We start from the raw sequence: 12,971 nt of genomic DNA on the forward strand, positions 1-12,971 counted from the left end.
AATTAACAATAAAATAATTTGCATCTTGTAAAAATTTTGTTATTTTTACTTAATCGATTAAGTAAAAATAAATAACCACTTAGGTTCAACATAACGAGGCGTTCACATGACAACACACAACACTCCTTTATATTTAATCAGTGCATTAGCACTTGCAGTAAGCCAAGGCATTAATGCTCAAGAAGCAGAAACAACTCAGCCAGAAGCATCACAAAACAAAGGACTTGAAACAATCGTTGTAACCGGTGTTCCACGCCGTACAACTATTATGGCTTCAAGCGTATCAGTAAGCAGTGTTTCGCTTGAACAAGTTCAAGTTTCAACACCTCGCTCTACCGCTGAAGCATTTAGAATCATTCCGGGTATCCGTTCAGAATCTACTGGCGGTGAAGGTAACGCAAACATTGCAGTTCGTGGTCTACCGGTTGCATCAGGTGGCGCTAAATTTCTACAGTTACAAGAAGACGGTTTACCTGTACTGCAATACGGTGACATCGCTTTTGGTAATGCTGATATTTTTATGCGCCTCGACAATACGGTACAAACGGTTGAGTCAATTCGTGGTGGTTCAGCGTCTACAGCAGCAAGTAATGCACCGGGCGGTATCATCAACTTTATCTCTAAAAACGGCGAAAACGAATCGGGCAGCGTTGCAACCACTGTTGGCCTAGATTTCGATAGTGTCCGTACTGATTTTGAATACGGTACTTATTTAACTGACAGCGTTCGCTTTCATGTAGGTGGTTTTGTACGCCAAGGTGAAGGCCCACGTGAAACAGGTTACACGTCAAATAAAGGTGGTCAAATAAAAGCTAATTTGACTAAAGATTTCGAGAACGGCTATGTGCGCCTTTACTACAAACACTTAGACGACAAAAGCGTTGGCTACCTTCCAATGCCAATGTACTCAAATGGTGATTCAGTTCCAGGGTTTGACTCTCAGTCAGATACACCGCATTCAGCCTTATTTACTAAAACAGTTCGCTTAAATGGTCAAAATCAAATTAGCAATGGTGACATTCGCGATGGCATGAACCCAAATGTTGATTCTATTGGCTTTGAAGCTGTATTTGACCTAGACAACGACTGGCGTATTGAAAACCGTTTCCGTAAGTCATCAGTTAGCGGAAACTTTAATTCTATTATCCCTGCTGAAGTAGGTGATGCATCAGCAATGGCAGCAAGCATTGGTGGAGCAGGCGCAACACTTAGTAACGCAAATACAGGTGACGCATTCAATGGCGATTTAGCAATGCGCATCCATACGTTTGACGTAACAATGAATGACTTTGACTCTATTGTTAACGACTTTAAACTAACAAAATCGTTTGACGATGACACAAGCCTTACGTTTGGTTACTACGCATCAACACAAAACATAGCTATGTCGTGGTTATGGAACTCTTACGTTATGGAGCTTAAAGGTGACAATGCCGCACTGTTAAACGTAACCGCAGCCGACGGCACTGAGTTTTCTGAAAACGGTTTATACGCTTACGGCACGCCATTTTGGGGCAACTGTTGTCAACGCGATTACGACACTGAATACGACACACGTGCACCTTATGTTGCTTTCTCAACTAAACTTGGTGACTTGAGTATTGATGCAAGTGCGCGTTATGACAGCGGTGAAGCACGCGGTAATTACGCAGGAGCAGTAACCTCTACTGTAGACATGAACCGTGATGGTGTTATTTCAGTACCCGAGCAAAGCGTTGTAGGTATTGATCATGCGAATGCAAGCCCAGTAAATTACGACTGGAGCTATTCGTCTTACTCAATTGGTGCTAACTACCAAATAGACCCTAGCCTTGCAACATTTGCACGTATCAGTAAAGGCGGACGTGCAAACGCTGATCGTCTTTTATTTGGTAAAGTACGCTCAGATGGCTCAGTAGCTGATGAAGATGCAGTTGATGAAGTAAATCAGTTTGAGTTTGGTGTTAAAAAGCGTTTTGACTCGCTATCGGTATTTGCAACAGCGTTCTACGCAGAAACTGAAGAACAAAACTTTGAAGCAACATCACAAACGTTTTTTGACCGTGAATACGAAGCCAAAGGTATTGAGCTTGAATCAACATACTTCATGGATGCATGGGATTTTCGTGGTAACTTAACGTGGACTGATGCCGAAATAGCTAAAGATGCCCTAACACCTGACGTTGTAGGGAATACGCCACGCCGTCAAGCTGATTTAATTTACTCACTAATGGCTCGTTACAGCTATGAAAAAGGTGCAGCAGGTTTAAGCTTTATTGGTACAACTGATGCCTACGCGCAAGATAACAATGACCTTAAATTTGATGGTTACACGCAGGTAAATGGCTTTGTAAGCTACGACCTGTCTGAAAACCTTAGCCTTGCGCTTAATGTAAATAACCTATTTGACACAGTCGGTATTACAGAAGCAGAGGAAGGTTCAGTACCAGCAAACGGGATTATTCGCGCACGTACAATTAATGGCCGTACTACATCATTAACGCTTAAATACGCGTTTAACTAACCGAGTCTGAGTGTGTTAAGCGCTGAAATGCAGTTTTATTTCAGCGCTTTATTCCTCGCTTAGCTCAAACTTTATTACTCTCCCGTAAATTTAACCTAGCCTGGCTAGGTTTTTTAGGATTTATAACATGACCAAATTACTTAGCCTTGGCGAGCTGCTTATTGATATGTTGCCACAAGACTCACACAACACAGCTTATTTACCTATTCCTGGTGGCGCACCTGCAAACGTAGCAGTAGGTTATGCAAAGTTGGGCGGAAACGCAGCTTTTTGTGGTGGTATGGGTGATGATTACTTTGCAAAACAACTTACTAACGCAGTAAAGCACTATAATGTCAGCACAGAGTATTTATTTACTATAAAAAATGCGCAAACAGCGATGGTTATTGTCAGCCTAGATGAAACAGGCGAGCGTAGCTTTAATTTTTACCGCAATAACACCGCCGATCTACTGCTTACCCATGAACATTTACAAAAAATTCAGTGGGATGAAATAAGTACCCTGCATTTTTGCTCAAATACGCTTACAAGTATTGCCATTGCAAACACAACAATAAGCGCTCTAAAACAAGCAAAAAGTCATAATAAACTTGTTAGCTTCGACGTAAATTTACGATACAGCCTTTGGCATAACATTCGTGATATTGAACCTAATGTACGTGCCTGCTATGCCCATTGCGACGTTATTAAATTATCTCGTGATGAGTTAAATTTTTTAGCAGAACAATCCAATCAGTCAGGTGATGAATATTTACAATCGCTTATAGAGCTGGGTGTTAGTTTAGTTTTCTTAACCGATGGACCTGAGCCTGCCACCGTTTACCATAAAACGTTTACCGTAAGTGAAGCCGCTCCAATTATTAACGCAGTAGATACAACCAGTGCCGGAGACGCGTTTATTGCAGGTGTTTTATATCACTTAAATCACTACCACGAGACGCTATTACCAAGCGACAAACTCAACAACGAACAAATAATTAGAGACGCATTAAGTTTTGGCCTTCGCTGTGGCTCAAAAGCTTGTTTATCAAAGGGTGCTTTTCCTGCATTGCCCGTTTTAGACGATGTACTTTGAGCTAATACACTCAGAAGTAGTTTAAAAGTTAGTCTAAAAAAGCCCCTGTAGGTAAATACCTACAGGGGCTTTTTTACAATTACTAATTTAAGCGCTTATAAAGCAAGCTCTTCTTTAGCACGTGTTAAGTTGTGCGATACCATATCATTGTTAGATAGTTGTTTTGCTTCGTATAAATCAGCAAGGCCAGCCGTTTCGTTTTTAGCTTTTAAGCGAGCTATACCACGGTTACTTAGCGCGAATGATGTAAGCTCACGAACTTTAAATTTAGGGGCATCTGCATCTTGTAAAAGTGCAATTGCTTTAGTACAAATTTCATCAGCTTCAGCGTAATTTTTTGACTTAACATTAAGTGCGCAGCTATTAAAAGATTGCTCAAGTGGCTGCGGCGCGGTTTGCGCTTCAATAACCATTAATTTGTAATCACTTTGATCAGCCATAGCAGCAGCTGAACATGTTAATAGTGAGCCAAGAGCGATAGTTTTGATAAGTGTTTTCATGGTCATAATCCTGTTTAGTTAAGTCGTGCTTGTTGCCGACAACTGAACTTTAGAGGATCCCTGTAAAACCGACAAACGATAAAAACAAAACTAATACGTGAAGAAATCTAACTTATAGACTTTAGTCTAATAACGCTGCCCTAAGCCTAAAATCATACAACCTATTTAAAACTATTGTTCAAGCCATTCAATAGCGGCAGTGGCATTTTCAAAGTAAACCATTTCACCACAAATAATACGGTTACCAATTTTTGCAACAGTCGCTTGCCATTTTTTATTACCGTAAATTGCCACTTTATTTAGCGCCGAATTGTGCTTTATACCCAAGTGAAAATCGTCAAACACAGCTTTTAACCCTACGCCTTGTATATCAATACCGTCTATTAATACATTAATAATAGGCTTGTTTACCTTTCGAAGCGCTGTATCAATCTCAGAGGTAATTGACTCGTAATCGTCGTATTTTAAGTTGCCAACGGCTTTTAAAGTTAAGAAAAATTCGCGTCCTGCGCCTTCTATATCAAGTGTTAAACTAGGAGTTAAATTTGCCATGGTATTTGCTCATTTTTATATTAAGTTTTGAGCATAAAACACCTTATATTAATCAATCATGAAGCAAATCAACAAAACAGCAGTTATCCTGAGCCTTGGTTAGTTAAGCTTGCTGCACTCGCGCAATTTGGTTTTCTACATCGGTTAAATGCCCTTCTTTAACCCATAACTTCGCACCCAGTTTGCCTGCTTTAGCCATAAGCTTAGTGCTCACTGGTGTGCGCAACCAGCTATGTTTTTCAAGCAAGTCTGTCCCTTCTGTCACGGTGCCTTCAATAACTAACATTTCAGCCCCACACTCTGCATCTAGAACAAACTGCGCATTAGGCGCTAAATGAATTAAGCTAACCTCCTCAAACTCATCTTTGTATAAAGGTGTTATTGTGATCCCAGGTTGTGTCGCGAGCGCAACGCTGCCCATAAAATCAGTCTGCAACCGAACATGCGTTCTATCTTGTGGCTGAAACTGCCAAAGCTTTACAAAAATAATACACCCCTTCTCAGATCCCGGTTTGTGCCTTGATTGCGGTGGATTTCTGATGTACGAACCGGCAGGAAAATCACCATGTTCATCCTGAAAAACACCTTCTAATACAACAAACTCCTCCCCGCCGGTATGAATATGTGGCGAAAACTCACTACCAGGTGCATAACGCACAATACTGGTTGCGCGCGCAACCTCGTCACCTATACGATCAAGTGGTCGCCTATCAACCCCAACCATAGGCGACTTTACCCACGGCAATGTATTACTGTGCACCACCACACGCTGGCTGAAATCGGCTGCTATTTTCATACTTGCTCCTTACATTGATGTTTTGCTAATTAAACTCAATATACCGAGTTTAATTGGCCTATTGAACACACTTTCACTTACAAGCCAGCTACGCTCGGCCGTGCTGCAACTGCTTTTTGCCACGCAAGTAAATGGGTTAAATTACTCGGTAATGCAATGTTGGCGAACCCAGCAAACACTAATCCAGCATAAAGGGTTATGTCGGCAATACTAAAACTGTCACCTGCAACAAACGTTGTTTGCGCAAGTATATCGTTAAAATAGTTTAGGCTACTACGCGCCTTTTCACCTTGCTTTTCGCCCCATTCAACATTTTGATATGTCTCAAGTTCTGGGCCTAAACCATCAGTAGCATGATGAAAATACGTTGCAACGGCATCAAGTACCATAGACTCAGCACGTTTTTGCATCATATTTATTACTGCGCGCTCTTTTGCCGAAATGCCCATCAATGATGGTCCTGTAAAAGCAGTATCAATATATTCAGTAATTGCCGTGCATTCAGATATAAATGTTCCGTCATCAAGCTCTAATACTGGTACACCTGCTAATGGATTTTTGGCTAAAAAAGCCTCTGTTCGGTGTTCACCATTCAGTAAATCTACTGAAATAAATTCAACATCAGCTGTCGCATTTTTCTCTGCCAGTGCAATACGAACGCGAAGCGGATTTGGGAAGTTCTCTACATCATAAATTTTCATTGTGGGACCTTTTCTAATTAACCTATCTACTGATAGGTATTTATATTCCTTAAACTAAAGTAAGTCAAACTTTAAAACAGCCATGTAGGCCAAAAATTTTTAAACGATTGAAAATTCATATTTTTATTTATAAAAACATTAAGGCTTGATAATAACTATCTACTGGTCGATAATTTTAGTATCAAGAATAGGATAACGAAACATGAGCAAAAAAGAGGCCCTACTCAAAGCGGCAGAAAATAAAGTACGCCTAGGCGGATACAGCAATTTTAGCTTTAGAGAGCTTGCTAACGAAGTGGGTATAAAAAGCGCAAGTGTACATTACCACTTCCCTACCAAAGCTGATTTGGGCGCAGAACTTGCGCATCAATATACCGATGCGTTTCTGCTTTCATTAGGGGAACCCGCTGAGTTAAAAGCCCAAGGTAAAGATCCCATCGATTTTTACACATCGTTATTTAGGGGCGCGCTAGTAACCGATAAAAAAATGTGTTTATGTGGTTTACTTGGTGCCGAAAGCGACACCCTACCAGAAAAAGTACGTATAGAAGTAAAACGCTTTTTTACTAAAAATTTAACATGGCTAAGCGCTGCGCATTCAGTTAATGGTGACGAAAACCCACAAAAAGCCGCTATTCAAACAGTAAGTATGCTTGAAGGGGCAATGATGATAAGTAAAACTCTCGACGATCATAGCTACTTTGATTTAGCAACGCGAGACAGTAATTAACCACACGATTAAACGCATAAAAAAAGAGAGCTTATATAGCTCGCTTTTTAGTCTTACACGGAAATTATTTAAACTGCTGGGCTCGGTTTGTGCTTAGCATGCACTATAGCAAGTATAATTAGGCCAACGACCGCTACAACTGCCCCAATAGGTTTACCTAAATCGCTTGATAAATTAAAACCAATTGCAGCTGTTGTGATATACGACAAGGTAACAGCCGTTGCAATTACCGCAGGAACACTGGCAATCCAATGAAATGTACCACGGTCAAACAAATACTTGGTCGCTAACCACAATACGCTAGTAGACAGCAGCATGTTTGAAAACGCAAAGTAACGCCAAATTAATGAGAAATCTAACTTCGTCATAAAATAAGCGATAGTCAAAATAGGGAGCGCGAGTAATAAACGATTGCGTATACTTTGCGGAATATTAAAGGCATCAACCACGGTTAAGCGCAATGAACGAAACGCGGTATCACCTGAAGTAATTGGGAAAACAGCAACCGCAATAATTGCCATAATACCGCCAAATACTCCTAGGTAACTGTTTGCAATATGGTTTACAACTAAGCCTGGACCACCTTGGTCAAGCATTGCTTTTAAACCAGCATAACCTTCAGGGAACGCCGCAATACCAGCCAGCGCCCAAACACAACCAACAATACCTTCACACATCATGGCACCATAATACACCGGGCGCACATATTTTTCGTTTGTTAAACAACGAGCAATAATAGGAGCTTGCGTTGAATGGAAACCACTAATTGCACCACAGGTAATAGTTATAAATAACAAAGGCCAAGTTGGTAAGCCGTCGGGGTTTGGGGCTAAAAAGTCATGCGCGTGGTCGGCTTCAAAATACGCCAAGAAATCGCCAGCAACCGGTAAATGTGGCGCGTTAATGAGTAACGACACGGCAACAGCTACAGTCATTACAATCATTAACAAACCAAAAATGGGGTAAAAACGTGTAATTATTTTATCAATTGGTAACAACGTTGCTAAAAAGTAATACGCTAATATAGCTAAAACCCAAAAAGTATTGTTGGCTAAAAATGTACCTTCAAATAGGTTTAGGTTACTTAATAGACCTGCTGGGCTCATAATAAATACAACGCCAACGAAGAACAATAGCATAGCGGTAAATATAAGCATAAAGCCTTTAAATACAACGTTGTAATAATGACCAGCTATTTCAGGTAAACTTTTACCGTCTTCTTTTATACTCATTACACCTGAAAAAAAGTCATGTACGGCACCACCTAAAACATTACCTAGCACAATCCATACAAGCGCTATGGGTCCGTACAATGCTCCTAATATTGGACCAAATATAGGGCCTACACCGGCTATATTTAAAAATTGAATTAAAAAGGCACGCACAGGGTGAATAGCCACGTAATCAACACCTTCGCTAAAGCGCTTTTGTGGTGTGTCAACCGTTGAATCCATGCCTGCTTGTTTTTCTACAAATGGGCTATAAAACTTATACCCCAAAATTAATATGGTGAGGCAAATAAAAAAGATAATCATAAAGCACGTTTCTCTTTTGTATGTGTATTTAGGAGCGCAGTGTGAATCGCTCCGCATTATGTTGACCTAATAACCTTGGAACAGTATCAAAGCTGTTTGTGACAAACAATTAGACGTTTAGCTAATGCCATAGTCGTAATCGCTCATGATTTGTTCAATTTATAAAGTAATTTAAAAGCTCGTTTTTAAACCTCTCGAATGCAGCTATTTAAACGTTCACAATGTGTGTTTACCACACAATTTTTCGGCAAAAAAAAGCGGCTAAGCATATTGCTTGAGCCGCTTTCAACACACAATTATTTTTAAAGAGGACGCATAAATTCGTTAATTTGTTGATGAGTCAATGTAGGTGTAGCACCTGCACTTTCTGCAACCATAGCCCCTACCGCACAGGCAAAATCAACCGCATGCTGAGCACAATCGCTGCTACATAACTGATATATCAATGAACCTAAGAATGAATCCCCAGCGCCCACTGTGTCTACAACACTAATTAAATAGCCTGAGTTATAGTAATTCTCGCCTTTAATAGTGAGTAGCGCACCGTGGCTGCCTTTGGTTACACAAAGGTATTCGGTGTTAGTTTGCTCTGCAATAAACGCTAAGTTTTGCTCAAGTGAATGAAACTTACAGCCCATTGCTTTGGCAATCTCATAAAGCTCTTCATCGTTTAATTTTATGAAGTCGGCTTTATTCATTAAATCTACTAGCGTGTTTAATGTGTAATGTGGTGCCCGTAAATTTACATCAAACACTTTAAAGTTAGCCACATCAACCAACTGGTTTAACGTAGCAAGAGAGGCTTCACTGCGGCCAATTAGGCTACCAAATACAAATACATCACTGGCTTGTACTTTTTCAATGAGTGAGTCAGTAAGCTCAATGTTATCCCACGCAGTGTCGGCTTCTATTTCGTAGCTGGCTGAACCGCTTTTATCGAGAGTAACTTGTACGGTGCTGGTTTTTTTGTCTTTATTAACGGCAATATAATCGCAACTAACGCCTTTGCTTTTAATTTTGCTTAAAAGCTCAGTACCTAATTCATCGTTACCTACTGCGCTTATCATATCGGCTTTAATACCTAATGAATTAATGCGCACACACATGTTTAATGGTGCACCACCTAAGCGTTTACCTGTTGCAAAACAATCCCATAGCACTTCGCCAAAACAACTTACGCTTACGTCTTTACCTTGTTTAGAATCAATTAAAATGCTCATTATTAGTTACCTTTAGGCTCAAGCACGTTTTTCATAATTGCTTTAATTTTACTTGCAGGTGCGTATAACGCGTCTACATTGTTTTTGTAGTGAGACGTAAATGCGCTTTGCGTATTTAAATCGCCAAATAAGCTTGTTAGCGATAAAAACGCCAGCGAATCAGTAGCCGTTTTAGCCGCGGCTTCATGTAACTCGCTTTGCATTGAATCAATTACTTCAAGGCTATTGCCTTGCTCATCTGTTTCTTTGTCGCTGTAAAAACACCATGCAGCAATAACCAATGTAGCAAGTGATACATCACGCCCTTGTGCCAGGTTTTCGTTAATAGTGGCAATTAAAAACTTAGGTAGCTTAGCTGCACTTTCTGAACAAATACGCGATAAGCTGTCTTTAATGTTAGGGTTTGCAAAACGCTCAATTAGCGTGTCTTTGTACACTTCAATATCAATGCCTTCTAGTTGCTCTAGGTTAGGCGTTACTTCTTTATCCATAAACGCACGTAGGTACTTTGCAAATAAAGGATCGGATACTGTTTCGTCAATTGTGCCATAGCCATGTACAGAACCCAGTAAACCCAGTACCGAATGGCCTGCATTCAATAAACGAATTTTCATGGTTTCAAAAGGGGTTACATCTTTTACAAATTGAGCACCGGCGTTATTCCAATTTGGGCGCCCGTCACAAAATGAATCTTCAATTACCCACTGCGAAAACGACTCACAGGTAATTGGCCAAGCATCACTTACACCATATGTATCTGACACGTAGTCAATATCACTTTGTTTAGAAACAGGTGTAATGCGGTCTACCATTGCATTGGGAAACGAAACGTTTTCTTCAATCCATTCGCTTAATTCTGCATCTTGCTCTGCTGTAAAAGCAAGTAACATTTTGCGCGTTACATTGCCATTGTGTTGAATGTTATCGCATGACTGTACAGTAAATGCTTTTAAACCCTGCTCTTTACGTAGCTTTAACGCAGCGGCTACATATCCAAATGCGGTAATAGGATCGTTCGGATTATTAATGTCGTTAATTATATCCGGGTTTTCATAATCAAACTCACCCGTTACTGGGTTAAAGTTGTAACCGCCTTCAGTAATGGTTAGCGACACAATTTTAGTATCGGGATGCGCCAATTTTTTTATAACTGCTTGTTTATTTTCTGGTGCGAACAAAAAGTCAATCATAGAGCCAATAACGGTATTGTCTATTTTCCCATTAGGGTGTCTTACCGTTAACGTATACAGGTAGTCTTGCTGCTTTAATACATCGCGAAGTCCACGGTTTGCTTCAAGTAGGCCAACACCGCAAATACCCCATTGCTCTGAACCTGGTGTTTTTAATAACTCATTAATATACATAGCTTGGTGAGCACGGTGAAAACCGCCAACACCAATATGAACTATGCCTGCTTTTACGTTACTACGGTCGTAATTGGGTGCATCTACATGGCTTGGCATGTATGCCAAACTTTGTTGGTTTAGCCCTTTAACAAGAGCGTCAGTGTGATGTTGTGTCATGGTGCGGCCTTACTAAAACAAAATTAAAAAACAGGTAAATTACAATGCAGCATTAAGCGCTTTGTGGCGCTTTAACGACCAGTAGGCTGTAACAAAATAAATAACCGTACAAATAAAACACGCTATCTCAAACTGTGATTTATTTGCGCCGTATGTGCTCATGGTATCGCTAAAAAACATGACTTGGCTGGCAAATATACAAATAATGACAAGTGAAATAGTAGAAACCGTATTAAGTATTTTGGTAAAAAATGAGCTATCGATTACAGGCTTTGGAATATCTTTCGCCTGTGCCGCTTGGTACGCTTTTATGTCACTTTGCTCTTGCTCTTCAGCGGCAATGTGTTGTTTGTAATCTTCGCCAGCACCGTATTTTTTGGCTAACAGCGTGTAAATTACAATGGTGAAAAACCAAGTAGGTATAAACAAATAATAAAACGACATTACATCAATCGCATTTAAGCCAAAACCGAACACCAAGGCTAATGCCCAAGACGCTATAGCCGGTACGCTGCGTGTAATATTTTTATACTTAGCCCAATAACGGGTTAAACCAATTTTTGGAAACAATACATGCTCAGCAAATACAATTGCCCCGACAGGCACAACTAACAAACCGGCATAAGTAAGCAGTGGCAACATTTGAGAAAATACGAACGGAAAGCATGCAATTATCACTGTGACAACTCCAACAATAGCGGTTGTGCGTTCACGAGAATGATTTACAAAAATAGATTGTGCAGCCAATCCTGCACGATAAAGATTGGCGTTAGCTGTAGTCCAACCGGCAATAATTACAATAACAAAACCAGTCCAGCCTAATGCGTGGTAGGCCACATCACCCGGATCAAGTGATGAAATAGTGGTTTTAAGGAGTACAGCAACACCTGCGCCCATAATGCCGGCCGAGATCCACGCCAAGTAATGACCAAAAAACATGCCTACGCCCGAGAACAAACCATAGCTTTTACGCTTAGCAAACCTAAAAATAGCCATATCTATTAAACCAAAGTGAGTAATAGAGTTTGCAGCCCACGCAAAACCAATAACTTCAAGTAAACCTATTCCTGGTTCTCCTTCGGCATTCGTGCCCGTCCATATAGAAGAGTCGCCAATGGTCATAAAGTCACTAAAGCTTGTTAATGAGGTTGACCCAATTACATGATTTGAAAGTTCAGGAAAAAGTGCAAACGAACCCGCTATAAAAATAACAAATAGCCAAGGCGCACAAATTTTAGAAAAGTCGGCAACAGTAGAAAACCCATACATAGCCACAAACACAACAATAGAGCCAACGGCTAAAACAATACCCACAAACGCTAAACTATTTGGGTACCAATCTAACTGTGCTGGAATATCAAATAAAAACCGCACCGCCGTAGACGATACAGTAATCATTGCGGCCGATATAACGCTAAAAATAATGACGTTAGCCCAGTTGTAAAGCTTAGTCATTGAATTACCGGCAATCTTATTTAGATAATTATATAAACTTAAGCGCGTTTCTACTGCAATAGGTGCGGTAATTAGCCACCAAGAACACATAGCTAATAAATTACCAATTAATAAACCTAATAAAATGTCGATAGTAGATGCGCCAAGTGCAACAAACGTTGCTCCAATAACAAACTCTGTGGCTGCAACATGTTCGCCTGCATATAAGCCAGCAAAGTGCTTCCAACCATGAAGCTTATTATTAGCAACCGGAAGTTGCTCCTCGTTTACATCTTTAAATGTGTGTGTGTGTGGACTCGTTGCCATGGTACTTCCTATTTATAAACACAGTAAAACTTGCCAAATACGGTGTATTTGGTCGAGTGAGCAGCTAAGCACTCA

11 protein-coding genes are annotated in these 12,971 nt (G+C 40.3%); 3 read left to right on the forward strand and 8 right to left on the reverse strand.

All coding sequences use genetic code 11. The annotated features are described in order from the left end of the window. The first annotated feature begins 106 nt into the window (after positions 1 to 106). Together CWB62_RS09015 and CWB62_RS09020 are read left to right on the forward strand one after the other, a co-directional pair. Positions 107 to 2,503: a TonB-dependent siderophore receptor gene (locus CWB62_RS09015; RefSeq protein ID WP_058404898.1), complete on the forward strand. Its 2,397-nt coding sequence runs from the start codon at positions 107 to 109 to the stop codon at positions 2,501 to 2,503. A gap of 127 nt (positions 2,504 to 2,630) precedes the next feature. Further along, on the forward strand, positions 2,631 to 3,578 hold the full coding sequence (locus CWB62_RS09020) for a carbohydrate kinase family protein (RefSeq protein ID WP_058404897.1): 948 nt from the start codon (positions 2,631 to 2,633) through the stop codon (positions 3,576 to 3,578). 95 nt (positions 3,579 to 3,673) lie between these two features. Here CWB62_RS09020 and CWB62_RS09025 read toward each other — a convergent pair whose 3' ends face one another. The 4 genes from CWB62_RS09025 to CWB62_RS09040 all read right to left on the reverse strand — a co-directional run bounded on the left by CWB62_RS09025 (position 3,674) and on the right by CWB62_RS09040 (position 6,127). Next, positions 3,674 to 4,078: a hypothetical protein gene (locus tag CWB62_RS09025; RefSeq protein WP_058404896.1), complete on the reverse strand. Its 405-nt coding sequence runs from the start codon at positions 4,076 to 4,078 to the stop codon at positions 3,674 to 3,676. Positions 4,079 to 4,249: 171 nt separating this feature from the next. After that, complete coding sequence (locus tag CWB62_RS09030; RefSeq protein ID WP_058404895.1) at positions 4,250 to 4,630, reverse strand: SpoIIAA family protein; 381 nt, start codon at positions 4,628 to 4,630, stop codon at positions 4,250 to 4,252. A 103-nt stretch (positions 4,631 to 4,733) separates the two neighbouring features. Then, positions 4,734 to 5,426 carry a cupin domain-containing protein gene (locus CWB62_RS09035; protein ID WP_058404894.1) on the reverse strand — a complete coding sequence of 231 codons (693 nt, stop codon included), beginning with the start codon at positions 5,424 to 5,426 and terminating at the stop codon, positions 4,734 to 4,736. 77 nt (positions 5,427 to 5,503) lie between these two features. Beyond that, positions 5,504 to 6,127, reverse strand: coding sequence for a glutathione S-transferase family protein (locus CWB62_RS09040; RefSeq protein ID WP_058404893.1), 624 nt, complete (start codon positions 6,125 to 6,127; stop codon positions 5,504 to 5,506). A gap of 202 nt (positions 6,128 to 6,329) precedes the next feature. Between CWB62_RS09040 and CWB62_RS09045 the strand changes: the two genes are divergently transcribed. Then, positions 6,330 to 6,857: a TetR/AcrR family transcriptional regulator gene (locus CWB62_RS09045; RefSeq protein WP_058404892.1), complete on the forward strand. Its 528-nt coding sequence runs from the start codon at positions 6,330 to 6,332 to the stop codon at positions 6,855 to 6,857. A gap of 68 nt (positions 6,858 to 6,925) precedes the next feature. Here CWB62_RS09045 and CWB62_RS09050 read toward each other — a convergent pair whose 3' ends face one another. The 4 genes from CWB62_RS09050 to CWB62_RS09065 form a co-directional block, all read right to left on the reverse strand. Next, the gene (locus CWB62_RS09050) at positions 6,926 to 8,392 is read right to left on the reverse strand and encodes a carbon starvation CstA family protein (protein ID WP_058404907.1); all 1,467 of its coding nucleotides are present in this window, start codon (positions 8,390 to 8,392) and stop codon (positions 6,926 to 6,928) included. A 302-nt stretch (positions 8,393 to 8,694) separates the two neighbouring features. Beyond that, positions 8,695 to 9,612, reverse strand: coding sequence for a carbohydrate kinase family protein (locus CWB62_RS09055; RefSeq protein ID WP_058404891.1), 918 nt, complete (start codon positions 9,610 to 9,612; stop codon positions 8,695 to 8,697). A gap of 2 nt (positions 9,613 to 9,614) precedes the next feature. Beyond that, positions 9,615 to 11,135, reverse strand: a complete 1,521-nt coding sequence (locus CWB62_RS09060) for a mannitol dehydrogenase family protein (protein WP_058404890.1) — start codon at positions 11,133 to 11,135, stop codon at positions 9,615 to 9,617. Between the two features lie 39 nt (positions 11,136 to 11,174). Continuing rightward, the gene (locus CWB62_RS09065) at positions 11,175 to 12,896 is read right to left on the reverse strand and encodes a purine-cytosine permease family protein (protein WP_058404889.1); all 1,722 of its coding nucleotides are present in this window, start codon (positions 12,894 to 12,896) and stop codon (positions 11,175 to 11,177) included. Positions 12,897 to 12,971 lie beyond the last annotated feature (75 nt).

Origin of the sequence: Pseudoalteromonas sp. S408, assembly GCF_005886645.1 — a bacterium.
Classification (GTDB): domain Bacteria; phylum Pseudomonadota; class Gammaproteobacteria; order Enterobacterales; family Alteromonadaceae; genus Pseudoalteromonas.

Bases quoted from the DNA above. Each gene is read 5' to 3' on its own strand.
- CWB62_RS09015 (WP_058404898.1), top strand. From the start codon at position 107: ATGACAACACACAACACTCCTTTATATTTAATCAGTGCATTAGCACTT.
- CWB62_RS09020 (WP_058404897.1), top strand. From the start codon at position 2,631: ATGACCAAATTACTTAGCCTTGGCGAGCTGCTTATTGATATGTTGCCA.
- CWB62_RS09025 (WP_058404896.1), bottom strand. From the start codon at position 4,078: ATGAAAACACTTATCAAAACTATCGCTCTTGGCTCACTATTAACATGT.
- CWB62_RS09030 (WP_058404895.1), bottom strand. From the start codon at position 4,630: ATGGCAAATTTAACTCCTAGTTTAACACTTGATATAGAAGGCGCAGGA.
- CWB62_RS09035 (WP_058404894.1), bottom strand. From the start codon at position 5,426: ATGAAAATAGCAGCCGATTTCAGCCAGCGTGTGGTGGTGCACAGTAAT.
- CWB62_RS09040 (WP_058404893.1), bottom strand. From the start codon at position 6,127: ATGAAAATTTATGATGTAGAGAACTTCCCAAATCCGCTTCGCGTTCGT.
- CWB62_RS09045 (WP_058404892.1), top strand. From the start codon at position 6,330: ATGAGCAAAAAAGAGGCCCTACTCAAAGCGGCAGAAAATAAAGTACGC.
- CWB62_RS09050 (WP_058404907.1), bottom strand. From the start codon at position 8,392: ATGATTATCTTTTTTATTTGCCTCACCATATTAATTTTGGGGTATAAG.
- CWB62_RS09055 (WP_058404891.1), bottom strand. From the start codon at position 9,612: ATGAGCATTTTAATTGATTCTAAACAAGGTAAAGACGTAAGCGTAAGT.
- CWB62_RS09060 (WP_058404890.1), bottom strand. From the start codon at position 11,135: ATGACACAACATCACACTGACGCTCTTGTTAAAGGGCTAAACCAACAA.
- CWB62_RS09065 (WP_058404889.1), bottom strand. From the start codon at position 12,896: ATGGCAACGAGTCCACACACACACACATTTAAAGATGTAAACGAGGAG.